At 44.7% G+C, this 26,949-nt stretch carries 18 protein-coding genes; 7 read left to right on the top strand and 11 right to left on the bottom strand.

Annotated features, from left to right (window positions below; genetic code table 11):
• Positions 1 to 162 precede the first annotated feature (162 nt).
• From AAFP14_RS08410 to AAFP14_RS08395, 4 genes are all read left to right on the top strand, one after another.
• Complete coding sequence (locus tag AAFP14_RS08410; protein ID WP_341731835.1) at positions 163 to 1,143, top strand: HipA domain-containing protein; 981 nt, start codon at positions 163 to 165, stop codon at positions 1,141 to 1,143.
• Positions 1,140 to 1,895, top strand: coding sequence for an HIRAN domain-containing protein (locus tag AAFP14_RS08405; protein ID WP_341731834.1), 756 nt, complete (start codon positions 1,140 to 1,142; stop codon positions 1,893 to 1,895). The genes AAFP14_RS08410 and AAFP14_RS08405 overlap by 4 nt, the downstream gene beginning before the upstream one ends.
• Positions 1,896 to 1,986: 91 nt before the next feature.
• Positions 1,987 to 2,256 carry a zinc ribbon domain-containing protein gene (locus tag AAFP14_RS08400; RefSeq protein ID WP_333147407.1) on the top strand — a complete coding sequence of 90 codons (270 nt, stop codon included), beginning with the start codon at positions 1,987 to 1,989 and terminating at the stop codon, positions 2,254 to 2,256.
• A 267-nt stretch (positions 2,257 to 2,523) separates the two neighbouring features.
• Complete coding sequence (locus tag AAFP14_RS08395) at positions 2,524 to 3,855, top strand: alpha/beta hydrolase (protein WP_341731833.1); 1,332 nt, start codon at positions 2,524 to 2,526, stop codon at positions 3,853 to 3,855.
• A gap of 190 nt (positions 3,856 to 4,045) precedes the next feature.
• Here AAFP14_RS08395 and AAFP14_RS08390 read toward each other — a convergent pair whose 3' ends face one another.
• The gene (locus AAFP14_RS08390; RefSeq protein WP_341731832.1) at positions 4,046 to 4,879 is read right to left on the bottom strand and encodes a hypothetical protein; all 834 of its coding nucleotides are present in this window, start codon (positions 4,877 to 4,879) and stop codon (positions 4,046 to 4,048) included.
• Between the two features lie 462 nt (positions 4,880 to 5,341).
• On the opposite strand from AAFP14_RS08390, the gene AAFP14_RS08385 reads away from it, so the two are divergent.
• On the top strand, positions 5,342 to 6,616 hold the full coding sequence (locus AAFP14_RS08385) for an RNA-guided endonuclease InsQ/TnpB family protein (RefSeq protein ID WP_341731831.1): 1,275 nt from the start codon (positions 5,342 to 5,344) through the stop codon (positions 6,614 to 6,616).
• 20 nt (positions 6,617 to 6,636) lie between these two features.
• On the opposite strand, the gene AAFP14_RS08380 is transcribed toward AAFP14_RS08385, so the two are convergent.
• From AAFP14_RS08380 to AAFP14_RS08370, 3 genes are all read right to left on the bottom strand, one after another.
• Positions 6,637 to 7,623: a tyrosine-type recombinase/integrase gene (locus tag AAFP14_RS08380; protein WP_341731830.1), complete on the bottom strand. Its 987-nt coding sequence runs from the start codon at positions 7,621 to 7,623 to the stop codon at positions 6,637 to 6,639.
• A gap of 1,611 nt (positions 7,624 to 9,234) precedes the next feature.
• On the bottom strand, positions 9,235 to 9,483 hold the full coding sequence (locus AAFP14_RS08375; protein ID WP_341731829.1) for a hypothetical protein: 249 nt from the start codon (positions 9,481 to 9,483) through the stop codon (positions 9,235 to 9,237).
• Between the two features lie 136 nt (positions 9,484 to 9,619).
• Positions 9,620 to 12,595, bottom strand: a complete 2,976-nt coding sequence (locus AAFP14_RS08370; RefSeq protein WP_341731828.1) for a DUF3987 domain-containing protein — start codon at positions 12,593 to 12,595, stop codon at positions 9,620 to 9,622.
• A 290-nt stretch (positions 12,596 to 12,885) separates the two neighbouring features.
• On the opposite strand from AAFP14_RS08370, the gene AAFP14_RS08365 reads away from it, so the two are divergent.
• Together AAFP14_RS08365 and AAFP14_RS08360 are read left to right on the top strand one after the other, a co-directional pair.
• Positions 12,886 to 13,251 carry a helix-turn-helix domain-containing protein gene (locus AAFP14_RS08365; protein ID WP_341731827.1) on the top strand — a complete coding sequence of 122 codons (366 nt, stop codon included), beginning with the start codon at positions 12,886 to 12,888 and terminating at the stop codon, positions 13,249 to 13,251.
• Between the two features lie 264 nt (positions 13,252 to 13,515).
• Entirely contained in the window at positions 13,516 to 13,887 is a 372-nt protein-coding gene (locus AAFP14_RS08360; RefSeq protein ID WP_341731826.1) for a 4'-phosphopantetheinyl transferase superfamily protein, read from the top strand.
• 7 nt (positions 13,888 to 13,894) lie between these two features.
• On the opposite strand, the gene AAFP14_RS08355 is transcribed toward AAFP14_RS08360, so the two are convergent.
• The 7 genes from AAFP14_RS08355 to AAFP14_RS08325 are packed head-to-tail and all read right to left on the bottom strand — an operon-like array spanning position 13,895 to position 26,948.
• On the bottom strand, positions 13,895 to 16,492 hold the full coding sequence (locus AAFP14_RS08355; protein WP_341731825.1) for a hypothetical protein: 2,598 nt from the start codon (positions 16,490 to 16,492) through the stop codon (positions 13,895 to 13,897).
• The gene (locus AAFP14_RS08350; protein ID WP_341731824.1) at positions 16,489 to 17,625 is read right to left on the bottom strand and encodes a hypothetical protein; all 1,137 of its coding nucleotides are present in this window, start codon (positions 17,623 to 17,625) and stop codon (positions 16,489 to 16,491) included. Before AAFP14_RS08350 ends, AAFP14_RS08355 begins: the two co-directional genes overlap by 4 nt.
• Positions 17,622 to 18,545, bottom strand: a complete 924-nt coding sequence (locus AAFP14_RS08345; RefSeq protein ID WP_341731823.1) for an AAA family ATPase — start codon at positions 18,543 to 18,545, stop codon at positions 17,622 to 17,624. The genes AAFP14_RS08350 and AAFP14_RS08345 overlap by 4 nt, the downstream gene beginning before the upstream one ends.
• Positions 18,538 to 19,641, bottom strand: coding sequence for a hypothetical protein (locus tag AAFP14_RS08340; RefSeq protein WP_341731822.1), 1,104 nt, complete (start codon positions 19,639 to 19,641; stop codon positions 18,538 to 18,540). The genes AAFP14_RS08345 and AAFP14_RS08340 overlap by 8 nt, the downstream gene beginning before the upstream one ends.
• A 2-nt stretch (positions 19,642 to 19,643) precedes the next feature.
• Positions 19,644 to 20,723: a hypothetical protein gene (locus AAFP14_RS08335; RefSeq protein WP_341731821.1), complete on the bottom strand. Its 1,080-nt coding sequence runs from the start codon at positions 20,721 to 20,723 to the stop codon at positions 19,644 to 19,646.
• A 3-nt stretch (positions 20,724 to 20,726) separates the two neighbouring features.
• Positions 20,727 to 23,153, bottom strand: a complete 2,427-nt coding sequence (locus AAFP14_RS08330) for a trypsin-like serine peptidase (protein WP_341731820.1) — start codon at positions 23,151 to 23,153, stop codon at positions 20,727 to 20,729.
• 57 nt (positions 23,154 to 23,210) lie between these two features.
• Entirely contained in the window at positions 23,211 to 26,948 is a 3,738-nt protein-coding gene (locus AAFP14_RS08325; RefSeq protein WP_341731819.1) for a CHAT domain-containing protein, read from the bottom strand.
• Between the last annotated feature and the right edge of the window lies 1 nt (position 26,949).

Here is a 26,949-nt window from a genome sequence, read left to right as displayed (position 1 = left end):
ATCGCTACAATATGTCAAATGAGTTCTATAGCAGTCGTCATACTACTTAGCACAAGGTAGGGTTCATGAATGACCCCTACCGGACTTTGTGTTCTAACCGACGAAAGCGGTTGCTATATTTGTCAACTGCGAGTACGGCGAAAGAAATAGGTTCTCCAATTTATGTCCGATGAATTCCCCATCATTATTGTCACCCCTCAAGCTTACGAACTCTCCAATCAGGAAGCAATGGGGAGCAAGTATAAGTTTTGGTTTGAACACCCAGAACTCGGCCGCTGCCTGTACAAACAAGCAAGACTTGATTTAGGCGAAGATTGGGCAGAGAAAGTGGCCTCCGAATTGTGCAAATTACTGGGAATTCCTCATGCTAATTATGAACTGGCTGCCACGAGTGAGGGGAATCTTGGTGTAGTCTCTTCTTACTTTTTACCCAACGGTGGCACCCTCGTTCACGGTAACGAACTTCTTACTCCCATCGTGCCAAATTACCCCACCTTTGCAACCTACAACCTGTCACAACATACAATCGATCTAGTGCTGAGAGTTATCTCTGATGAATCTGTGAACTTACCCATTGGTTGGACAGTGCCGAATGGCATCCAAAAAGCTGTAGAAGTGTTTGTCGGCTATCTTCTGTTAGATGCGTGGATTGGCAATGGCGATCGCCACCACGAAAACTGGGGTGTCGTCCGAAATAAGGCAGTGCCTACTACATCCGAAACAGCACACCTAGCACCCACTGCATCTGAAACAGTAAATCTAGCGTCCCCTACATCCAAAACAGCACACCTAGCACCCAGTTACGATCATGCTTCCAGTCTGGGGCGCGACCTCTCAGATGAACAAAGGCAAAAACGCTCAGTAGACGCTTATGCTAACAAATGTTTCTCAGCGTTTTATGGCAACGTTGATGACAAAAAGCCCCTCAAAACTCTTGATGTATTTGACTGCGCTGCACGTTGTTATCCAAATGCAGCGCATATATGGATTGAGCGACTTGAAAGTATCTCAAAGGTGAATCTACTAGATATTTTTAATCGAATTCCTAACACTCGTATCTCACCGATTGCAGCCGAGTTTGCTCAAAAAATTCTTGAATTCAATCAACACAGACTGCTTAACTTGAGGAAAACGCTACCGTGAAAACACACTCAACGCTTTTTTTGGCTTGGCAAGATCCAAACAGCCGTTCCTGGTTTCCCATTGGCAGGCTAACATTTGACGGAACGAACTACCAATTTACCTACACGCAAGGCGTTTTAGAAGCTCAACAGAAGTGCGGTTTTGAACCCTTGCCCTCGTTTCCGCGCTTAGGTGAAGTATATACATCAACCTACTTATTTTCCGTATTTGTTAATCGGCTGATGCCGAAAAATCGCCCCGATTACCCAAGTTTTATTCACTGGCTAAATCTTCCTCAAGATGAAAGCGATCCAATTGCCATGCTAGCCCGCAGCGGTGGGCGACGAGAAACAGATACTCTAACTGTTTTTCTCATTCCTGAACCAGATTCAGAAGGGCGGTATCGCCTTCACTTTTTCTTGCAGGGACTGCGGTATTTGCCACCCTGTGCAATTGAGCGAATTAACCGCTTAGAGACAGGAGAAAATTTGTGGTTAGCTCACGAATTTCAAAATCATTATGATTCTAAAGCATTGACTTTAAATACAGAAGACCACCATATTGTCGGGTATTGTCCGCGATATTTGAATAGTGAGATTTTTGAAGTTCTATTGAGGAATCCCAGTTTGGTAGAGGTGCGCGTAGAGCAAGTCAATCTACCGCCGACACCACTCCAGTTTCGCCTGCTGTGTAATATAACTGCTCAATGCTATAATGACTTTCGCCCCTTTTCAAGTTATGAATATCAGCCCCTCAGCAGCTCTTGGGTTTAATAACTGCATCTAAATAACTAGACAATACTGTATATAACTCGACAAAACATAGCGAAAAGGTCAACAAGATAGCTTCACATTAGAAGGAACAATCAAGATTGACCATCGAAAGATTCAACTACCCAAAATAGGACTACTGAAAACCTATGAAGATCTACCAACCGGATTAACTCCCAAGACAGCAATAATTAGTCGAACTGCCCAGCGCTGGTTTGTATCATTAACTTGCTCTTGCTGTGGACATATTCAAGAAATGCCGCTCAAAGAACGTGTGTTTAACTGCTCGGGGTGCAGCATCAGCATCGATCGCGATCTGAATGCCGCACTGAATCTCGAACATCAAGCTTTTATACTAGCTTAAAAGTATACCGGGTGCAGCTTGCGCCTGGAAGCCTGCAAAGAGTGTTAACCGTTCCCATGCCCGCGCCCGCGCAGGAAGTAGACTTCAATCTAGCTTGTCTAGATTTGTGTAGGTTCTATCGAGCGGTTTAAAGTGTACTCTAGTGGGGACTTACGGCGTAATAATTAAAAATCTGGCTTTGGGAAAAAATCTGTGCAACCTAAAAATAGCGGCAAAAAGCTAGTCTCATTGGTATCGTTTCTAGTCTCGCTGTTCATCCCTTCTTTTATGAGTGCAGTTGGATTATTTCTCAGCCTCTGGGTCATCGTACCAGCGCCCACACTGTCCCTGTTTCCTTTGGCAGTGGGAGCCCCAGAAATTAGCCCTTGGCTTGTGGGTATTAATGTGATCGCCCTTTTGCTAACCATCTTCAGACGACAACAAGGCTGGCTCTACAACACCTCCCTGGTCTGTAGCCTGCTTGCCCTGATCCTCAGCCTAATCCCCCTGCTACAGTTCCCCGCAGCCAATGCACGGATCGCGGCCGAAGTCCAAGCTGTTTTGGGGACAAACTATTTAGCAACGGTTCCTCAAGTTGAACAGGCCGGGCGACGACAACAACCGTTTATCCTAGCAGATGCCTTCCGGGGAATTCCCCTTCGGGAAGTTCGCATTTCTGAAGGCGTTGTATTTGCCAACCCCGATGGAGTGAAACTGCAACTAAATGTTTACCGGCCGATGCAAATTGGTAGATATCCGGCGATCGTCATCCTCTACGGAGGAGCTTGGCAAAGAGGCAGTCCAAATAGCAATGAGGAATTTAGCCGCTACATGGCAGCGAGGGGCTATTGCGTAGTAGCTATTGATTACCGCCACGCTCCCCAGTATCGGTTTCCAGCTCAGTTGGAGGACGTAGAAGCCGCTCTGTCGTATATCAAAACTCATGCCGATGAGTGGGAAATTGATATAGACAGAATTGCTCTGATGGGAAGGTCAGCCGGTGCCCATTTAGCATCGCTTTATGCTTATCGTTCAACTACAGTTCCAGTTCGGGCAGTAGTGAATTACTACGGGCCAAATAACCTGCTCCGGGGATATTATGACCCACCTTTTCCCGACCCCCTAAACGTCCGAGCCATTCTGCGTGACTTTCTGGGAGGAACCCCCGACCAATTAAGAGAGCTTTACCTTGAAGCTTCTCCCATCAATTATGTTAAACCCAACCTTCCCCCTTCTCTACTGGTTTATGCAGGTCGCGACCATATAGTTGAAGCCAAGTTTGGACGCTCTCTCTACGAACAATTACGAGCGACTGGCAATCGTGCGGTAATGCTCGAAATTCCTTGGGCTGAGCACGCCTTTGATGCGGTTTTTAATGGTGTGAGCAATCAACTGGCTTTGTATTACACAGAACGCTTTTTGGCTTGGGCACTGAAATCTTCTGATTATACCACATCCGGGTCAGCTACCCCCTTTATGATGGGGAGAAAGAAACTCACTCGAGCAATCGCAGGAGAATCTGCGCGATCGTTATTTTTCCCTCAGCAGGATTGTCAGCTTCCGGCTATCAAGGCAACAAGCCTTGACTTCCGGCTCATAAAATATGCAAAAAAGTCATAATTTCAGTTGCGAGAGTGAAAATAACGATCGCAATTATGAAGTTACCCGCCTCGAAAAATTATTAGTTATACTGTGGTGACAATTTCTGACGACGACCACAAATGATAAAACGACCTCAAAAAAGAGCTTTTGGGGGCGCTCGACTGCTTGCTTGCGAGCGAGCGATCGCCCTCAAGATCTCAAAGCGGTTCTATACTGGGCTTTTTTCTTGTTGGTGCAAAGATTCGGCAAATTCACGAAGTTGGGCAAGCGCTTCTTCGGATAAGTTTTCAAGGATTGAATTTAGCTGCTTTTTATTACCATTTTTGGGGTGGCTGGTGGCGAGAGATTGTGTCGGCATCCCAGAGGATTCGCGCTGTAAAAAATTTTCAAATAGCTGAAAAAATGTATCAAGCGCTTGGGATTCATCTTCTGAATAAAAAAGGATAATTCGCGCCCAAGACCGGGTAGATTGCTGGTTAAATTGGTTTTCTATCCAGTCTTGAAATTCGGCAAATTCTTGTTCCTGTTCAGTAACAGGAATTCCGAGTTGGCGACAGGCACAAGTGTAACCATCTAAAAAAGCTTGCAGACTAAAGATAGAACGCTTGCCAAGATAAAGGGCGGGTCTACTTTTGATTTTATCTAAAAGCTGATAAAAATTGTTGTCTGCTGTAATTGAGGGTGTAGCTTGAGGATTTTTCCAGACATATTCTTTGAGGGAGGGGGGTTCTGAGGGCTTTTCTCCTTGGTTAAATTCTGCAAGTAGTTCAAAAAAGTAATTGAAGGCTTCTCTATCATTGATGCAGAAAAGTTGAATGATGTTTGCCCAAGAGTTAACGGTTTTGACTTTTAATTTTTTCTGAATCCAAGGTTGAAAGTCTCGATAAAAATCCTGTTCTTCTGAAGTGATTGAGATGCGTAAATCTCGCTTTGCTATTTTGTAGCCATTTAAAAACATGAACAGATGAGGCAGGGAAGTTTGTCTTAAATATTTCGTGGGTTGATTTTTGATTTCTGCTAGAATGTCATAGAGTTGACTCATTTGATTGACCTTCATTTTGGTTAAAAGTTGTACTATCAAATTCTGTAATAATGAATTCTTCGCTAATGAATTGAAAGTCGTTTAGCCAATCTTCGCGGGTTATTCCTACTTAAACACTTTGAACTGAGGCGAAAATTTGGTCAGCAGATTCAGCACTTCATCTTTCAATTTGGTTCCCTTCACCGCCATCCGGCTCCTCAATTAAATCTAAACTTAGCTGCTAGGCGGGAAGCCCCGCGCTCTACCTGTACAAGGAGTGAGCGTCGGGATGAAAGCCGGGTCAATCGATGGGGTTCAATACCCCGGAGATTGACAATTTTTTCAGCAACTCACGAATGACATCATTCTGCGTTCGCCCAGCTAACTAACAATATTTCTGCAATGCTCTTTTTCCCTGTCTGGCAATCTGATACTGATTTGATTCATGACAGCAATTTGGTAGCAATATGCTAGAATTATACAATGAGACTAGCATACCAATACAAGCTACTTCCAACAACTGAGCAAAAAGCCGAACTGAACCGTTGGCTAGATATGCTTCGCCATCAATATAACTGGCTGTTGCAAGATAGATTTGATTGGTGGGAACGGAATCGTTGCGATATCAATGCTTGTCCATTGATATGTCACTTACCATCCTTGCGCGCTCATCCCGATTATTACAGTCAAAAACGCAGTCTTGTACAACTGAAGAAAGATAGACCCTGGTACAAAGACATATATTCTCAGGTATTACAAAACTGCGTAGACCGAGTTAAGCTTGCTTTTGACAGATTTATTAAAGGGGATTGTAACGGCAATCGTTCTGGAAAACCTCGTTTCAAGGGCAAAGGACGTTATCGGTCGTTTACCTACACCCAAATGGATATGGATTGCCTTAAGGGTAATAGAATTACCTTGCCTAAGTTTGGCGATGTTAAGTTGATTCTGCATAGGCTAATTCCTGATGGTTTTGACGTAAAAACAGCAATAATTTCCAAGAAAGCTGATGGGTGGTACGTGACGCTGACTATACAAAGCCATGCGGTGCCAGATATAGCTATTGATATTATCCCAACCTGGGAAAACAGCATTGGCATCGATCTGGGTCTAGAAAAGTTTCTTGCAGATTCCGAGAAAGAATTTGAACCAATACCGCAGCATTTCAGGAAATCGGAAAAAAAACTTGCTTTTTTACAACGCAAGGCTGCTGCTCGAAAGAAAAAAAGCAGAGCGAAAAATAGGCAGTACCGCAAAGTTGCTCGTTTACACCAAAAGGTTGCAAGACAACGCAAACAGTTTCATTTTGAGACTGCCAAAAAGCTTCTCAACAAAGCTGATGTTGTTTTTGTTGAGGCTCTCAAAGTCAAGAATATGTCCAGACGCGCTAAACCCAAGCAAGACGAAACTGGAAAGTTTCTTCCTAATCGGCAATCAGCAAAGTCTGGACTGAATAAAAGCATTGCTGATGCAGGGTGGAGTCAATTCAATGAAATACTGAGCTTCAAGGCTGAAAGAGCTGGCTGCTTGGTGATCGAGGTTGACCCACGTGGAACTTCTCAGCATTGCTCAGAATGTTTGAACCGCGTCCCAAAAGAACTGCGCGACCGTTGGCATAGCTGCCCACACTGCGGTCTAGAATTGGATAGGGACACGAATTCGGCAATACTAATTAAAAAAGTGGGGCTGGGTGTCTCCCTCACTATAAAACGCTCTAAGAGGACTTCCTCTGAGAGAAGCCCGCGCTGTACCGCCTAGCGGTCAACGTCGGGAGTACATCACCGCACCAAACTAGCCAGCAGCACCGACGCTTCTCGCTGCAAGCTCTGCCGATTGTCATCGTAGCAATTAAGGACGTTCGAGCTGGTATGGCGGCTCAACTTCTGCGCCATTCGCGTATTGCCGTTGCTTGCATCTAACAGAGTCGTAATTGCAGCGTGGCGTATTCTGTGCGGGCTGATTCTTTTAGGAATTCCCGCAGCGGAGCAAGTTGAGAAAACAAGCTTGTAAATAGCATACCCACTCAACCTCAATCCGTATTCCCGCTTTGTCAAAGCGATAAATAAAGGCTCTTGGGGCATTGCAGCTCCCCGGACGCTCAGCCAATCAGAAATCGCATCTGCCGTCGCGTTGTGCAAGTCAATTAGCTGCGCTTGAGTTCCCCTACCTTTGCCGTAAATGTTCAGAGTTCGGGCCAGCGGGTCAAAGTCGCCTATATTGGCTCCGCCGATCTCCCCCCGGCGCAGCGCATTGTCCCACAGCAGCCGGAGAACTGCATAGTCGCGCTTTCCCTGGGGTGTACTCCGGTCAGGAATGGACAACACCGACTGCATCGCCGCCACATTCTCAGAAGCAACTCGACCAAACCCTGTAGTATCCCGGTAAGGAACCACCTTCTCTCCTTCAACATCTACCAAACTCCACTCGCACTCGCCCACCTTCCGAGCAAAATTCACCAAACTTTTGATAGCCGCCAGCCGCCGATTAATCGTCGCTTCCTTAAGTCCCTTGTCGATTAGTTTGGCTTTATATTTGAGAACCACCGCGACAGCGGCGAAGCGGTTCAGCCGTAGGAACTCGCGCACCAATGCCGGGTGCGGTTCCTGCTCCGTCATTGTCGCAAAGAAATCGTACAAGTCTTTCTCATAAGCACGCCTAGTGTTGACAGAGCGCTTGGCAGCTAACAGCTCTGCCACTAGGTCGCGCGTCGAAGCTATTTCTCCAAAGGAATTAGTAGCGTGTTCTAAGTCCATAGCCGGCCTCATAATGTGGCTTTCCAGACCAGATTACCCTCATTAGGGGTGCAAATTGACGGTGGAATTGCTTGCTCTGTCAAAGAAGAGGAGAGTCGTCAATTACAAATTTTCTTTGACGATTTGACGATTCTCCTAAACTCTTCTATTTATAAGGCTTTCAGCTTCTAACTTTCATTGACGATTATTGACATTGTTTTTGACGATTCTCCCCAAACGCTTGTTTGGCATGGATTTTGGGGATGTACTGCAAGTTTTTGACGATTTTGACGATTGCTTGACGCCCGTCACCCTATCAAGCTGGTAGGGAAGCGGATTGTCCTTGTTGTCACCGCCGCTCCGCACGTCTGCGGGCGATCGTGAATTTATTGGGATGTGGCTGGGGAATCGTCAATGACGGGGGAACTGCTTGCTGTGTAAGAGTTTCAAACTATCGTCAAATCGTCAATGCAATTTTTAAACTAGCGGTAAATTTAGATGCCGGATAGTCCGTCGCGATCGTCCACAACCAACTTGCACCCCAGCATTTTCCGCTTTTCTCCTAACACAGCTTCTACAAAGGTTGGGATTCAGTGTCAAGCTGTTAACCAGAGCGCGACTAAAAAAAGAAATTTTCTTTGACGATTTGACGATTTTCCTAAACTCTCCTATTTATAAAGCTTTCAGCTTCTAACTTTCATTGACGATTATTGACATTAATTTTGACGATTCTCGATAAACGCTTTCTCTGCAAGGGCTGTGGGAATGTACTGCGAGTTTTTGACGATTCTGACGATTGCTTGACAACTTTTTGTAAGTCCCGCGAGTAATGTCAACAATGAATCGTCAATGACGATTCAGAATCGTCAAAGCTATTACTGACGATTGAAATGCTTACGGGGCAAGAGTTTTAGGGAATCGTCAAATCGTCAACACAAAATTTGGTGTTCTGCGAGTTTTCTACGATTCTGACGATTTTGACAAGTCCGGCTTGGCGAACTAGCAGTTTGTAGGTTGCCACTGTTACCAGTACGCTCACCTGCGGGCGATCGTAAATCTCTTGGGATGTGCTGAGGAATCGTCAATGACGATTTTCAATCGTCGAAGCTGCTATTGACGAGGGAACAGCTTGTTCTGCGGGAGTTTCAAACTATCGTCAAATCGTCAACGCAATTTTTAAACTAGCGGTAATTAGGTATCCGGTGACAATTGCGATCGCCCACAACCGACTGGGCTTTATTGTCTTCCGCTCTTCTCTCAACACAGCTTCTTTCTGGAGGCAACAGACGAAGGTTTCAATGCTCAGCTTTAGCCCTGGCTGCCAACAGTTACAAATTTCGCCCAACGTGCAAGACGATTATAGTGAACTGTTCTCTCTGTAAAGGTTTTAGCTTTTAAGAATCATTGGTGATTTTTTACAAAATTTTTGACCACGACTCACTCCGCGACAAAAAATGTGGTGGTTTGATGCGTTACGCTATCACTTCGCACCTTACATATAGAGGTTTTGCGTAAGTCTGGTTGACGATTCTCGCGATCGAGTTCACGACCTATAAGGCAAGAGGGATGCGCTACCTGGTTTTGACGATTGAAGTGCAAATACCCGCTAAGGTCAGATTTCTATCATGCGGTTTGAGGAATGCCCTACCTGGTTTTGACGATTCTGACTCCGGTGCGAGCAGCCCCACCGTGTAGAGCGCTCCAGGCGGGAAGCGCGATCGTCAATGATGGTTGAGAATCGTCACAACTGTCATTATTGATAACGTAATCGCTTACTCTGGAAGACTTTGGAAGAATCGCTGCTGTCGGAGGACGGCATTTTTTGCAAGTTGCCACAAATACCCTGGACTGCACTTGCAACTCGGTTCGCGCGATCGCTCTGCGGGCTTGCAACTAATACCATTTCCGAAAAATTCTGCAACAGTAGCAACTTTTTTGTTGGCTTTGACTTGCGAATCAACCCAACGCTCGTGTTTGTAGCAGGGTTTTTATGAAATGAGATAACCGCCAAAACGTGGCCGAGCAACAATTATCTTAGAATCCGCCACTTGAAAGACTTGCCGACCTTTTTTGTTTCACCGAGGTTCATCGAAACCATTTGGTTGAAGACCGCAGCCGTAAAGTCGGTGTTCGACATCTGGCGGAGTTTAGCTCCTGCAACGAGTTCGCGACAGTTGCGGTATGCTTCGCGGGTGCTGATCCAACCTTCAGCAACCGTGTCCCGCAACTCTTCTGATTTCTGAATCAGTTTCTGGATGACCGGGACTGTATCGTCCTCATCTTGCTGCTGCCCTTTGTAAAGCACTTCAGCCTGGTTGATGTAGAAGTAGCTGGTGGCGATCGCCTTTTGAATGATGTCGGCCCCAATCAAGGTAGGGATTTCAATCTCAAAAGGCTTGTCGGAATGTTCCCTGCCTGAGAGCTTCCACTCTTCTTTCAACTGCAAGTAAGTTTTGAGGGTGCCGTCCAGGTTTTTCAACTTGCAGATTTCGTGCAAGCAATGCAGGATGAGGGCAATCCGCAGGCAGTACCCACTCCACTTGGACATGGCTAGCTGGAAGCCTTCATTCAGTTCAGCTTCTTCGCGCTCGACCATCGGGTTGAAAAAGTGCTGTTCGTAGTAGTCGGCAGCCGAGTCGCTGAGGTGGTAAGTGATCGGAAAACCCTGGTAAACAGTGCGGTTCGTTTCATCTTTGAGCACTTCGCCTGTTTCCTCATTTTGAACGGGACGATAGTGCATTTTGAGGACGGAAAGTTTGTGGTAGATGTCTTTGAGAAAGGCGTCAATGTCGGGGTAGGGCAGTCGCGTCCGCCGCCGTTTGGGCATCTGGGCCAAGCAGATTACCCACCGGGCCATCCAGCCGCTGGAAATTTTGCGGGGCGTCATCTCTTCGTCGAGCGTCTTGCGCTGGATGGTGCCGGTGATGGGGACGCACGACCTCTCCACCTCGACTCGGCGATCGCGGTCAATGAGGATGACTTTGGGACCGCCGCCGTTGTTGAGGGTGAGGTAAAAGGCTTCGTCATCCCCCTTGCCAGCCCGATATTTGTTGAGGGCTTTGAAGAAGCCGTCGATTTCATCACGATGGACGAGGAAGCCGCGCGGATTTTCGTTGATGGTGCGGATTAGGGCTTCTACGGTGATGTGTTCGACCCAATACTCGCGGGGAACGGGTGGGGGCGGGAGTTCTTCTGGCGGCCCAATGGGGTCTCGATTTTGCTGGGAGGCTTTTTGTGCTTCTTTGTAGCTTTTGAGGGCAATGCAGTATTCGCTGTTGGCGTCCTGCTGCAAGAGCCGGATGGGGTTGACCATAACTTCTTGAGTTTGACTTTTGAGCTTCCCCGACCGGGCGGTGCTGATCGTCCACAGCACGCAGGACTTTTGTCTGAATCCAGGCCAAGCAACAATTTCAGCGGCCGTGCCGATCGCGCAGCCGAAGGTTGACCAACCTACTGTCATCAGGTGTTCGGCGCTGGTGGGCATTGCAGCAGCGATTTGTGCCAGGATGCAGGCAATTTCAGGCGGTAAAATTTGGTGCAAGTCGAGACTCTGCTTGCGCTTGCTAACTAAATCTTCAATAACGGTTTTTTCGCTTTCGACTTCTGCGAACTGCCATTCTTGCAGCCGGGTTAAAACGATTTGTTCGACGTATTTGGGGTCGAGTTCCAAAGCTTGAGCGATTTGGGCACACTCGGATCTTCGTTCTGACAGGGGAATGTTGCCCCGTTCCAGGAGCCGATCGATATATTTGAGGAGCAGGTTTTCTTTCTGTTTGCTGTCAGAATCCGGCGGGTAAAAATTATCTGTAACCTCACCGTTGTTTGGCGGGATGCTCTCTGGCGCATCTGCTTGTAACTTTTGAGAATTGAGCTGCTGCTGGCTCGCGGTCGGTGATGCCTTAGGGCGCTTGTCGATACCCCATTCTCCTAAAATCCTGTCTTTAATATGAGGGGGGCATGAAGCCTGGAAGGTTTCTCGATCCAGCCGGTAAATCTTTTTCCAGCAATTTTCAGAGTCTCCGCTGTGATATTCGGCGGCGGTTTGGCAAGCGGAGGGGCTAATGGTTTTGAGTATGCGCTGCCATTTGTAGGGATCTTGGCTGCTGTCTTCCATTTGCCCCCAGGCGTACTCGGCTAAGATTTCAGTGGTGCCGGAGTAGGAGATACTGTAGCGGTGGCAGAACTCTTCCCAGCCGTAGCATTCGGAGGCGAGAGCGGTCAGGGCGTCGGAGCGATCGCCTGTTTTGGCACCACCTGTCAGAATTTCAAGGGTGCGGGGGGAGATGAGGTCTTCTAGGCGAATTGCGCCGGGGCTGTAAGTGGTTGCAGGGCGCGGGTTGGCAGGAACAGGCGGGTGCTGTTGCCGTGTCGGGTAAATACCAACATCTTCGGGTTTGGCAACTGTAGGCGGATATGCAACAAAATATTCCCAGCGGTATGGGATGCCGTTCGCGCCGACAGTAGGGGGCAGCAGGGTGTGACCGCCGTTTCGGGCAAGCAGTTCGCCCATTCGGGATCTGTCTCTATCTAGGCTGAAGGCTGTCCAATCTGGTTCTTCTGTGAAGGCGAGGATGACTCGGTATCCGCCGGAAGGGGTGCGAAATCGAGGGGCGACATTCAGGAGGGGGTAGTCGTTGAACCACTGTTCAAGGCGCGCCTCAAAAGCTTGTGGCGAGGAGAAAACTTTTTCTTTGCGATCTAGATCGACAAAGGCGATGTAGTGACCCTGTGCATTAGGTCCGCCGCCGAGAGTGCCGATGCCAGTAGTGCGGGCGAACCACTTCGCTAAGTTTGCCTGAGTTGGCAATTGGTTTTGATAGGGTTTCCAACTGACTTTGACTGCTTTTCCTTTCTGGTTTATCCAAGCAGGCGCTTTGCCTCCGGGAACGTCGCAGTCCCTTTCGCATTCCTTGGGACATTCCGGCAGGGCTGGTCGGCCCAAGCAATTGTGGAGCCAGTCGATTGTCTGGGCGATCGTCTGGGGAGCCTGATTAATGTCGCTCATCGGTGCACCTCCAAGCGATATGAGAGGAATTGGGCGATGCCTGTTTTGACATCTTCCAAGTCCCTGCGAGGGTTACCGAGAAGTTTTTGCTAAAAATTCGGCAATTTGTATTGTCAAATCTCCTAATTTTGCTAGAGTTAAGTAGCACTTACTCTTACCTCCCCAGCCAAAAAGCTTTATTTTGCTGCTGGCGCAGGTTATCTCTCATTAACAAACCTCCTTTTTTACCTCAACTATTCACCCAGAGTAAATCTAGATTCACCTAGAGTAAATTAAAGTAACAAATCTTAATGCTGATCTACGAAGCCTTCAACGATACTTTGAAACGCTATAACATCAGTGGCAAAGCTTTAGCTCAAGTTGCTGGAGTCAGCGAGAGTCTCGTGTCGCAGTTTCGATGGGGCAAAAAGGGCATAACGGACGAGATGCTCGACAACCTGCTCTTGGCGATACAGAAGATTGCGCCTGGGTCGCGCAGGTATTTTTGTTCGCTTGTAGCTGGGGAGCCAATAGAGACAGCAGGCTGGGAGAATGTGCTTTCTGAGATTTCTGCTGAGGAGATTCCTGAATTGTTGATGGCGATCGCGCGTTGCTGGAAATCAGTCGATCATCGATCGATTTATGTAACAAGTGCGTTGATGCAGATCCCTCGCTAGGATGGTACCAATCTAAGATAGATGTAGCGCCAAACTTTTAATAATTTTATACCTGCAAAATTCATATTTAATGAAAATTAATATTTAATGTGATATGGAATTAATTTAACTACTTATTTAACCCAAATATAGTAACAAAAAGTAGTCATTTATCAACTACAACTACCATTTATTTACTAGATTTGTGCCGAGTTGTACCTGCTTAATTGATATTGAACGCATTCGTAAAGATTTTCCCTACCAGCAGATAGCCGAAAGTTTTTTTTGCCTTTTGAAAACGCCGCATTGCGATCGCTCCCCGAACATCAACAACTGAAAGTTTTTTTGACCTACTGGACTCGCAAAGAAGCCTATATCAAAGCAGTAAGGAAAAGACTTTCTATTCCCCTGGATAGGTTTGATGTTACGCTAACTCCGGGAGAACCACTTGTTGGACTGCGCTCTGATAAGTGTTTCAAATGCGGGAATTGCGGAGGTCGTGGTGACGCTGATTTGAATGGAGCAAAAATTATTGCTGCTATTGGGGCTGTCGTAAACCAGCCTGGAGACTCGAACAGTTTGTGTTGCAATATCAGCACTGACAGTTCAGGGCTACTAAAAGCCCACACTGTAGCCGCTTCGGGTCAGTGTGGGTAGTTTACCACTATCCTGGTTTCTGGGGAGAAGATTTTGGTTGTGGGGGAGGGATACTCTCTCGAACTGTATTTTCGATCGCATCCTTAGCCTCTTTACCCGTCAGGGGAGTATTGCGACCACCTGCTGCTCGAAGACTGTCTAATTCTTCAACAGGTAGGTCAAAAATGGCATCTAGGATGTGAGGACGGGTGTCGCACCAAAGGGCGATCGCATTGGAAATTTCTTCCAAATCATCAGGGAGTGTTGCCACCAATTGGGCAAAATCGGCGCGGTCTTCTGCTGTGAATAATTCGGGTTGCTTTTGGGCGACATAGATAAAATCTAGGATAGTTTCTTCGTAAGGGGACTGTGCCATTTTTTCACTCCTATTAAGGTACAATATCGAGTTTTTCTGAGAACCTGAAAGTAGGGGATTCAGTTCTTGTAATAGACCGGATAAAGTTTGATAAAGAGGCTTAATCGGGTCTATCTGGTCTTTTAATAAACGTAGCAGTATTAGTAATACATTCTCTTGAGAATCGCTGCGTTTTTGATCGACTAGAAAGCCAATTACTCTTTCCGCTCGCTCTGCTCGATTATTAATAACTTCCGGTAAATCATCGCGCCACGGTTTAAGTGGCTCATTGGCATCAAAGAAATTGAATAGTCTGTCGTGACTCTGAAATTGAGCGCAATCTGACAAAGCTTGTCGCAGTCGGGGATAGATTTTAGGCAGTTGGGGATAGATTTCAGACGGAGGTTCGCTAGCAATAGGTTCAGTAGCAATACTTTCCCCGACTGTAGCTTTTAGACTTTGCAGGCGATCGCCCCCTGTCCCCAGAGACTCCCGATCGACTTGAATTTGCCGTTGCAATTTTTTGCCGAACCGCAAAAACTCTTGACAAAAGCTCAATTTAGTGAATGAGAAATTCTCTAGCTTTTCCAAGTAGGTTTTGTAATTGGTTTCGTTCATAGCGATCGTCTTTTCGTGTTCTTCCAAATCATCGAGGTAATTCGTATAATCTAGCTCCAACTGTTGTAACTTAGCGTGCAAGTTTATTAGATTCGATCGCCGATTGGGTGTTGCAGAAATTTGATGAAAATTGCTTTGATACTCATCGTAGTTGCCAGATATTTTTTGAGCTTGTTTTACACACCAGCGCGACTGTTGATAAACATAGAGAATTTTATGGCGAAACCACAGCAGATGAAGTAGGATTTCAGCTACTCTATCCATGTTGTTTGCATTCATATCTTGGCATTTAAACCAAACTAGAATATGAAGTTTATTGTCTGGATTAGCTATTCCACTTTCATACTCAAAAATTGGATTGCCCAACAAGCTTCCTGTATCGACTAAATCGATTGAATTTTCACCTGGAAATAATTGGGCGACGCAAGCATCTGCCAAAGCCTGATAGTTATCTTCTTGTATTTCTAAAGGTTGACAAAACAGCAAAAGTGTTTGTCCCAAGGAAGCATGAATATTTTGTAATATCGCGTTTTGGGGATTGAGATAATTTAATTGTGGTAGAGTCAAAGCATCTTGAGAAAATAGAGTTAGATCGATCGCATAAGTATCGTGCAAGCGAAAAGGACAGAGCAAACCCTGAAGTTCCAATCCGCCTGGTTGAGGAGGGACTTGGAAGTGTAGGCTGGGTTCGTTATTTTGTAATAAGGTTAAGTATTCGGCTCCCCAAAAATCTTCGGCTTCTGGGAAATAGCGATCGCCTTCATAACATATCAGTTTTTGTCGTAGAGTTTGTAGTTCCAGAATGTTGAGTGCATTCCCCAAATCGACTAACTGTTCCCACAACCGGGGTGCTGCTGGTACGGTTGGCTGTAGTCCCTGATTGATGCTGTTGCGGAGATGGAACGCATAGACTGTAAGACTCGAATTACCTTGTCCGAATTTAGAAAGATAAACTCGATTGAGAAGCGGTACATTGACTCCATTAATTTCGATGTATCGCTTTTGACCTGGCAACCTTCTAAATAGTTCTTCGGCACTGATTTTATCGCCACAAGTTAACCTTTCTATTCCACGAACGTAAGTAATCAATAACGGAGAAAATTTTTGCAAAGGTTCGGCAAAAGTTTCTATTAATGAGGACAAGCGAAATAGCTCTTTCCAGTTTTTTTCTTGCAACCTAAAGTTAATGGCTTCTAATAGTTCGCGGCTAAGTTGCTCTGGTTTAGTATAAGCAAGAGCTGTCCAATACTGTCCCTGTGCTAAATTTTTTGTATGAGGATTGTCCCCAGCAAACTGTTGTTTTACATAGCTTGTCAAAAAATCTGCCAATTCCTCTAATCTGGGCTTATCTTGATTAAAATCCTCATTATCCTTGAGTTCTGTTAACAGCAAATTGCGGACAGCAATATCCATCTCGTAAAGCTCATAACCTACCTCGCGACATAAACGAGATAAAAGTACACGAGCAACTGCTGTCCAAGGTGCTTTTGGTACGAAGCGCAGCCATATTTGGTAAAGTAAGTCTGGCGTGATTACCAGTGGAAATGCGGCATGACAAGCTAAGTCGAAATGTGCGCGATCGAATTGTTGCAGAAACCCTACAACTCGCTCGACAGCAATTTCATAATCTGTTGTATTCGCTTCGCTCGTCATGATTGCACCATCCCCTGATAAGGACGCTCCCAATAAACATAGCGCCCTCGCAAAGTATTAATAGCCGCATTCAATCCCTCACGGCTCATTTCAAACATTGGTACGGAACGGGCAATTTTGCCAGCAGTAGTATCCTGCCAGCTATCGTTCGGCATGGGATTCAACCAGGCATAATAACGGACTGACTGTTCGAGCTGTTTTAAAAATTTTACCGTATACTCCTCTCGTAGTTCATTCAAATTTCCCCGTGCCGCTCCTGCATCGCTGACTATCAATACCCCTGTCCTGCTATCGATCGCTCCTAAAACGTCTGTCACTAGCTGATATTTGAGCCGATTGGGGTCAGTATATAGATATTTTTCAGGATAGTTATAAAAGTAGTAAACGCCGATTTTTGTAAGATTTCCACCCTGCTGTGCTTTATCTATTAATTGACGGGACAAATGATGAAAAGGCACCATCGAACCGCCTTGATCAACGAGTAACACGAGTTCCGCTCGATTTTTGTAGCTTGGCATCATCACGGGTCCCAGTAAAACCCCTTGCTGACAAATTTTTTCTACCGTACCTTCCACATCCAATTCTGCTAGCGAACCTTCCCGCACTCGACGGCGGAGAAAACGCCAATTTTGCTTTATCTGTCGGGGAGTAACAGGCAAGTATTCATCGACGGAATTTTGGCGGTAATAGCTCATTTCTAAGCTGTTATCCCAATTTTGCCGAATCGCTTGAATTACCTGTTCTGGTTCGTCTATGTCTAGGGGAATTTCAGTAGATGAAGTGGGTTGAGATATAGATTCTTCTAGTTTTTGTAATGGAGTTTGAGAGGAGGACTGTTCTGATGTTTCTGGAACAGTTTGTGGCGATTCAGTCAGGGTGGATTGAGGGATTTCCACAGGTTGCTTTATGACTTCATCGAGCAGTCGTTTTAACAAACAAGCTTCTGTTTTAGATTTTGTCCACAGCGTACAGCAAAGTCGTTCCAGAGAGTTGCGATCGCCGATACCAAAACCAGCTTGGAGCGATCGCACCGCCAACATATACTCTTCCACACCTAGAGGAAAACCCCACTTTCGCAACTCCTTAAAAAGACTCAGCAAAACATTCAGTAAATGCACTTCAGCCGGATTCATGTTTTCTCCTCCCCTGGCGTGCGTAAGTAGTTCCGATAATCTTTCCAAGACTTCAGCAAAGCGCCAGCAAAAGGCAGTTCTCCATTGAGTTTAGCTAAGGCTTGGTCTTCAGGATATTGTCGCAGGATAGTAAACCAATCAATTAACTCACTGGTACTCACCTTTTTACCTGTTCCACTATAGTCTCTTTCCATATGTCCTCGGAGTATTTTAAAGCGGGAAACTGCTTTTTCGATGACCTCTGATGATGGATCGGGAAAGTGAGCCTGAAGAATCTTAACCAATTGTGATTCAGAAGGAAATTCAATATAATGGAACAAGCAACGGCGTAAAAAGGCATCCGGTAAATCTTTTTCGTCGTTACTGGTGATAAAGATAATAGGCGGCTGCTTAGCCTTAATTTCCTCTCCTGTTTCCTGGATGATAAACCGTCCTTCATCTAACTCCTGTAGTAAATCGTTGGGAAAGTCAATATCGGCTTTATCAATTTCATCAATTAGTAGCACAGTGCGTCGATCGTTTTGAAAAGCACGACCCAAAGGACCTAATTTAATGTACTCGCTAATATTTTTGACTTTAGACCGGTGTTCGTCATCAAATCGTGCTAGTTGAGCATCGTGAAGGCGACCAACTGCATCGTAATTGTAGAGTCCTTCTTTTGCTCTAGTTGTAGACTTGATATACCAACGTTCACAAGGTAAGCCTAACTCGCGAGCAACTGCCTCTGCTAGTCGAGTTTTACCGCATCCAGGTTCGCCTTTCAGCAATAGAGGACGTTTCTGCAAAAAGATAGTAAGGTTGACCGCTTCAATCAACTCTTCTGAAGGGTAGTAAGGCTCTATTCCAAGTTCCCGCTCTTCTGGAGACGGTTGCTTTGTACCCGTATATACGCGAGGAATCACTGAATCTGAATTAACCATTGTGCCAACCTCCTTCCCAACTACAACCGCAGTAATGACAAATTTTTTGATAAACAAGTTCTGGAACACCATTTTGAGACTCGTTTAGCAATGTCTTAACTGATAAACATTCTGGTACGATTTCTGCTACTGTTGGTCTGTCCAACCATTCATGAATGTTTTCCTCCGAAAATCTGCTTATTGGAGGCAAACGCAGAGGAATTCTGGGGTATTCCTGCTGACACACTTTCCAAGCTAAAGGCATTCCAGATTGACAGACTTTGCCTTTATTATCCACTAGAAACATGACCAAGTAAGTTTCCTTTAAATTAACTCTATCTACGATCGGTTGCCAAAATTGTTCGATTAATTCAGGCAGAAACCCAATATAAGTACGGTGAACTTCAGTAAAGATAAAAATTAAGTGCTGAGTTTGCAAACATTCAAGAATTAAAGCCATAACTTGCTCTGCCGAAAAGAAACTAACCGGGTTGAAACCCGTTAATTCAGCAGCAACTGCATTCCATAACTCGGAAACGTCACCCATACCAACCATTGGAATCGGGATGCGCCGACCGTTCCGCAACTTCGATAATAGAGAGAGTCTATGAACTAAAGTTTTTTGTCCAAACTCTTGCTCACCATGAATTAGAAATGCGCCTGCTCTCTTGAGCGATTCTTGTAAGTTTAGAGCGTTGTTTACCTCCTCTGTCTGGTCTTTAAAGTCTATTTCTAGAATGGAGTTAAAGAGTATTTGGTCACGCCGATATCTTTGAGAATACTGTACTTTAGGCTGATTGCTACATGACTGTATCTTAGAATATAAGTCATTCAGTCTGCTTTGACGATCGTCATCTTTATAACGGGATGCCAAAGCTTTCACAAAAATAGGGAATACCCAGCCATATCGTTGATGTTTACTTTCAAGTAAAAGCGGTAAATTGAGGTTAAATAAAGATGAGGGACTAGCGTCTTTGCCTTTGAGTTTAAAAGTCAAAAAATGAAACTCTTCTCGCACTCTACAAAATGAACGGAGGCTGTCGTAACTCTCAAATTCGTCGCAGATCAAAAAGACCTCCTCGCATAGGTCGCACAGTTCATAAGGTAATCCTTCCACAGTCAATCTCCTGAAAGATTATACTCCTCAAGCAATTGCTGAGAAACCTCCAATGCACCCTGATAATCTTGAACCAACTTGCTAAGTTCTTGCTCAGTCCGCACACCGAGACAATCTTGCAACTCAGGCGGTAATTCTTCCATCCCAAAGGCTTCGTTCGCTCTTTGTGGTGCTAACTTGTCATCTACTTTAACTTGAGCCGCAGCAATAATTTCTCTGATTTCTGGTAATAAGAACCCCCGTTGCTTGCGAGCTAATACCCGAACCTGAGTCAGCGTAGAACGCCAGTCAATTGAAAGCTTGCGACGTTCTTGATCGTTAGCAAGTTCAGCATCCAGGATTTGTTCTTTGACAGCTTCCAAAAGTTCCCACCAGGGTTCGTCACGAGCTATTTCCTGTCCGCGCCGCTTTAATGCTAGGACTTGAATAACGGCATAAGAAATACGCGAAAGCGAACTCCCACTAACATCTGTCAGGTGTCCGTTTGCGTCGATTTTCAGTGAAGTCGGCAAAATTTCATTGCTGTGCGAGCCAACTAAAACATGATAGCCCGCCTTCAAATCTTGGAGGTTGAGGTCAATCGTGGGGGAGAAAATCTCCTGTTGGGAGCCTTCACGTAGTAGGTAACTCACCAATTGCCCAACAATTTTGCTCACTTTAAGAGCTACGGCCCAATCTGGCCGAAGTAACGATACTTGAGCGACTAAACCAGTTTGTTCGAGTTGAGCCATTAAATTCTGTAAGGGTTTATCCTTCCATACCGTATATTTCAAGTTGATACGCAACCAGTCAGTAGGGCGGGCAGGCAACCAGTCAGTTAAATTGATACCAAGACCCAAGCGACAAGGCTCATTTTTTTGCACAGAGTAGATTTTGTGCAGGCTTTGGGTCGAGGAACTTGGCTGAAAGGAGCTTTCGACTGACGAACTAAAAGTGACAAATTCAGGCTCAGTTAGCAAACCAGCTTTGTAAAATGCCTGGGAATCGTGCAGCTTAACCAGAAAGTAGCTGTTGTCCAAATCCAGGTTTAATCGGGGGTTAGGTTGGTTAGGATAAAAAAGTTGACTAGCACCTGTTGCCATAGTTCACTCCTTGTGCGATTTTTGTGCTTTCATGATTTCTTCGTACAATTGAAGACGATTTTGCTTCAGATCGGATAATATATCACTTATTAGAGTAGCTTCCCGCAGAGCTTCATTTTTCTTTTCCCCATTATGCAGCGCTATTACCTGCCAGTTGTTGGTTTTTAGAACGGGCGCTCCAGAAGTTCCTTTATCAGTAGGAGCATTATAGAGAATGCAGTTAGTATCTGGGGCAATCTTTACAAAATATCCACTACTTCCCTGCTTAGGCTCACCTTTTGGATGTTGAATAACAAATAGTTGAGTTTGAACTGTAAGCGGAGCATTTTGATTCGTTTCTAACTTCAAAAAGCCTCTTGACTCTAAAGAGAAATTTTCATCCTTTAATCGCAGCAAAGCATAGTCAAAATCTCGATTGTAATGTTCCAACTTTTTTACGCCATATTCAGTTCCTTGACCTGGTAATATATTGTCAAAAAATAGCAAGGTATTGGCAAGTTGTGCTTGAATATCGACCTCGCTAATACAATCTTCTCTATAACTTCTGGCCTCGATAACATGCCAACAGGTAAAGGCTAATTCAGGAGTTACTAACCAAGCTGTACCTGTAGGAACTTTAGGAACTTTATCTATGCATCCATTAATAATTTTCGGCACGCTTATCCGGGCAACTGAAGCGGCACAAGTTAATATTTTTTCATATTCTGAAATATAAACCATTGACTCACCTTGGGGATTAGCTTCTTGTGCCAAGCGATCTGTCGGTGAACTTTCAGAATGGGCAATATCAAGTTTCTTTGTAAAAGGTACAATTTTGGAGTTGTTATTAGAATCTGAAAGAACACTATTAAGTTCCTGTGCTAGTTTATTTAATATTTGATGACGACTATCTGCTGAGTCTATTCGATTTGCTAGTAGACGTACCAAGATAACTAGCGCATTTTCCTTAGTATCATCGCGATGTTTATCACATAGGTAGCCGATCGCCTCTTGAACCAGGTTAGATGGGCTGCCTTGTTGCCAATAGTTTCGCCAAGGGTTGAGTGGAGCGTTCCCCTTAAAGAATTTCCGCAATGTTCCAGCGTCGTCAAACTGGTCGCAATCTAACAACGCTTCATACAATCGATCGTAGATTTCAGAAGGAATCCCAGACATATTATTTTTTAAGGCATTATTCCCATAATAATGTAATTCTTTTTGCAAAGCAAGTGCCGATTTACACTCCTGCTCTCCAGACCCCTGACCAGACCAAGGTTCGCTAGCAACGGGTTCAGTGGTAATACTTTCCCAGACTGTAGCTTTTAGACGTTGCAGGCGATCGCGCCCTATTCTCTGAGAGTCCCGATCTACTTGAATTTGCCGTTGAAATTTATTGCCAACATGACGCAAAAACTCTTGACAAAAACTCAGCTTAGTGTGTGGGAGCTTCTCTAGCTTTTCCAAGTAAGTTTTGTAATTGATGTAGTTGATGGCGATCGTCTTTTCGTGTTCTGTCAAATCATCTAGGTAGTTAGTATAATCCAGCTCCACTTGTTGTAACTCAGCGTGCAAGTTTATTAGAGGCGATCGCCGATTTGTTGCTTCAGAAATTTGACTAAAATTGCTTCTATACTTCTCGTAGCTGCCATATATTTTTTTAGCTTGTTCTAGACAATGGCGAGACTGTTGATAGACATAGAGAATTTTATGGCGACACCACAGTAGATGAAGTAGGATTTCAGCTACCCTATCCATGTGGTTTGAACTCATATCGTGGCATTTTAACCAAACTAGGATATGAAGTTTATTGGCTAGGTTAGTTAATCCACTTTCATACTCAAAAATTGGATTGCCCAACAAACTACCTGTATCGACTAACTCGCTTGAATATTGACCTGGAAATAATTGAGCAACGCAAGCATCTGCTAAGACTTGATAATTATCTTCTTGTGTTTCTAAAGGTTGACCGAATAGCAATAGTGTTTTTCCCAAAGAAGCCTGAATATTTTGTAATATCAGGTTTTGGGGATTGAGATACTTTAATTGTGATAGAGTAAATGTATCTTGAGAACATAGGGTCAGATCGATCGCATAAGTATCGTGCAAGCGAAAAGGGCAGAGCAATCCCTGAAGTTCCAATCCGCCCGGTTGAGGAGGGACTTGGAAGTCGAGACTGGGTTCGTTATTTTGTAATAAGGTTAAGTATTCTGCTCCCAAAGTATCTTCAGATTCTGGTAAATAGCGCTCGCCTTCATAACATATCAATTGTTGTCGTAAAGTTTGTAATTCCAGAATGTTGAGTGCATTTCCAAAATCGACTAACTGTTCCCACAACCGGGGTGCTGCTGCTACGGTTGGCTGTAGTCCCTGATTGATGCTGTTGCGGAGGTGGAACGCATAGAGGGTGAGACTGGGAGTTTGCAGTCTCATATTCTGGGAAATTTCGTTCATGATTTGGGCTGCTTGGACTGGAAATATCGGGTCTGTGCTTCTATCGATATTGTTTCATTATTGACCGATCGCACAAAATGCAGCCCAGTGAAACGGGTCTTGAAAGGGTTTTTGGTCATCTTGCAACTTGTGCAGCCTTTTATTGAGATTCTGCCGCATTGTGGGGTCAAGTGGAAGGGAATTAGCTGCGATCCAGGCTTTTAATTCAGCTTTTGTAATGTTCCGCAGCCAAATTTGAGCTTGATTAATCGCCAAAACCACAGCCAAACCTTTTTGGAGGTTTTGATAAAACTGAATCATCAAAAATGTAGTGGATAAGTCGTTTACTGTCCACAGACTGCTGACTACACTGGGACTTCCTGCAACTATAAAGCCGCTAGGTAAACCTACATATTCATCGCTGAGTATGCGAAAATCGATAAAACCCGTTTCGCACGCTGATAGGGTAACGAGACGACATTGACTGAGATCGAGTGCAAAGATTTCTCCTAAAGTCAGACATTTAGTCAAGTCGATTGCACTGCCATCCGGAAAAGAAAGACAATATGGAGGATTATGGCTAGAACCGGCAGGAACTTGAGAATCATTCAGCAAGAGCGCTGAGAGCATAGAAATGTCTGAGTTGAAGTAGCCATGACAAGAAAAGTGGATACAATTGGCGGCGCCAAACAGCCGATTTTCAATCAATTCTTTCTTAGCTGCTTTTTTAATGAGAACATCATCATAGGGGTAAAAAAAATTCCGAATAGTTTGCACTTCAATATCACTATAACTCAGGTCTTCAGTGGGATTCTGAATAGCAAACAGATGGGTAAAGTTTGAACGTTTATGCTTTAGGCTCACCTGTAGTACCTGACAACTAGGCGCGTAGCTTACCCCTTTAGAAAAGCGGTCTAAAAGACAAGAGTCATCAACAATTGGAAGGGCGTGTAAGGGAAATAGGTGGAGGAAAAGATGGGGAATGATAATCAATTCTTGGCAGCTATTGGGTAAGTTACTGAGGATGTCATCAACATGAAGGATTTGAGCTAAATGCTGAAGGCTTTCTGATAATTGGCTCTGCCACTGATTTTTGTTTTGAGCGTAGTCTGAGATATATTCTTTTATCCAATCCAACAAAGCTGTTTTTTCTGCGAGGGAAGATTGCCAAACACGAGGATACTCCGCTTGCTGAGTAACCATGAATGTAAAGATGGCTTCACCAGTAATGTACCACTCAATAAGAACCGTTTGGTCATCAGTTAGTAATTGCCTAATTTCCTCAAACGAGATAGATTCAATTTTATGGGTAACGCTGAAGTCAGGGTCTATTGCCTCAATCTGATTTAGCAATTGATTGAATTCTTGCTGCAATGAATGCAATTCTTGGTGTAACTGCTGCCGATAGATGCGATTAGTTTCGTCTAACCGTTCAAGTTCTACTACTAGATCCAGTTGGCGCTGTTTTGCTGAAATTCCTCGGCGCAATCGTTTCAGTTCGTTGATGATGTTTTCGGGAATATCACCTTTGGTATAGAGGTCAAGGCTGGCGAGAAGTTCCACTAAACTCCGCGCTTTGCTACGCTCTACATACTCGATAGCCCTGGCGTAGTATTGTGGGTCTGCAATCGCCAATTCCAGGCAAACTTCCACCATACTCCAGTAATACCTAGCCCACTGCGAGGCTAATTTTTGCTTAACTGGCTCCCCAGAGGTGATTTTTCCGCTTTGGTATTCCACACATTCAATGGCAGAGTTAAAAGTGCTGTAGGCATCGTGAAGTTGCCCGAATTGTTGGTAGAGCAAACCCAGGGTAAATAAAATTCTGGTGTAATCTTGAGGAGAAACATCAAGGGTATAAAACCGTAGAGCTGACTTACAAGCAGCAATTGCTGCCTCCAAATTTTCCTCGCGACTACCGCGAATTCTGTCATAGTATGCAGCAGCCAGATTGGATTGCGCTCTAGCCCAATCTTCAGGAGATGTTTCGTAGGTAAAAACTTGCAAAGCCGATTTACAAGCAATAATTGCCGCCTCTAGATTTTCTTCGCTATCACCACGAATTCTTTGGTAGTACGTCCCTCCCAAATTAGTTTGAATCAACGCCCAATCTAGAGGAGATTCTGTGGTAGTAAAAACTTGCAAGGCAGACTCGTAAGCAACTATTGCTATCTCTAAATTCTCTTCTCGGTCTCCTTTAATTCTATCCCCATAGGCATTACCTAGATTACTTTGGGTTTGTCCCCAACTTTCAGGGAAAGTCTCCTTAGTATAGACTTGAAGTGCTTTTTGGTAGAAAGAAATAGCCAGTTCTAGGTTTTGACTACGGTCTCCTAGAATGCGACTGTAATGAGCAGAGCCAAGATTAACTTGGATTCTTGCCCAATCTTGAGGAGAATCTTCGCGAGTGAGAACTAATAAAGCAGATTCATAAGCAGCAATGGACATCTCTAAATTTTCAGCTTTGTCCCCTTTAACTCTTTCCTGATAAGCACTAGCCAAATTAGTTTGGGTAAGTGCCCATTGTTGTGGATATATCTCGCGGGTAAAAACTTTTAGAGCTTCTAGGAAAGCAGCAATTGCTCTTTCAAAGTTTTCACGGCGATTGCCAAAAATTCGAGTACGATAGGCATTTCCTAAATTCATTTGTACTTCAGCCCAACCTTGAGGAACCGTTTCGCGAGTACGAATTTGCAACGCTTCTTGGTAAACAGCAATCGCGACCTCCAAATTTTCGGCTCGGTTCCCTCTAATTCGCTCTTGGTAGGCAGTTCCCAAATTGGTTTTGGTAATAGCCCATTCTTGGGGAAAATCATTCTGGGTCAAGATTTGTAATGCCTCTTGACAAAAAGCGATCGCCTGTTCAAGATTACTAGCTCGGTCTCCATAAATTCTTTCACGGTAGGCATTGCTCAGATTAGCCTTAGTCTGTGCCCAGTCTGAGGGGACTGTCTGGCGGGTACGGATTTGTAATGCCAAATTGTAGCAGTGAATTGCTTCTTCCAAGTTCTGAGCGTGTTCTCCCTGGATTCGATCCAGGTAAACGTTACCTAAGTTATTTTGCGCTAGTGCCCATTCTTGGGGGAAAGCTTCAAGAGTAAAAATTTGTAGAGCAGCTTGATAATAAGTTATCGCTTGCTCCAAATTATTTCCGCGATTCCCATGAATTCGGAGATGGTAGATATTGCCTAAATTAATTTGAATCCCAGCCCATTGTGTAGGGAAAACTTGGCAATCGAAAAAGGTTGCTGCGATTTCACAGCCAGTCAGGGCAATTTCTAAATTACTAGCTCTACTCCCCACAGGAAAATCCTGTAGTATATTACTTAAGTTAGCAATTCCTGCGGCAATTTTCCCAGCGGATTCTGACGCAGCTCTGGATAAATTTGCTTTCGCCCATTCCTGTAACTCTCTCACACATCCCCGATCGAGTTTGTCTAAATTGTTATGAAGGAAAGGGTAGACAGTTTGTGGATTGCTGTCGCTTTCAAGAACTAAACGTAATGCTTCAGTTAAGAAATCATTGTATTCTAAGGAGTGTATTGTAGGTGATGTCTCGCCACTTTTATCAGTAGATTCTGCTGCCAACGACTCCAAAGCCCCAGCAATCTGACTAGCGACATTAGTTAAAAAATCAGCAGTGTTTTGCTCTCCTCGCTGTACGCAAACCGCTGCTACTTGTTTCATAACCTCCACCAATCCAATGTCAATGAAATCTGGGTTGGCTGCCATTATGACCTGCGGTTCTTCTCCGCTAGGACAGCCAAGCAGGGCATCGATTATCTCAAGATAGGCTTCTTGACGTTGTTCATCCATA

The sequence above is a fragment of the Microcoleus sp. EPA2 genome (genome assembly GCA_020882975.1).
Classification (GTDB): Bacteria; Cyanobacteriota; Cyanobacteriia; order Cyanobacteriales; family Microcoleaceae; genus Microcoleus.
Note: the sequence above shows the minus strand (reverse complement) of the source record. Positions and strands in the feature narration are given on the sequence as shown.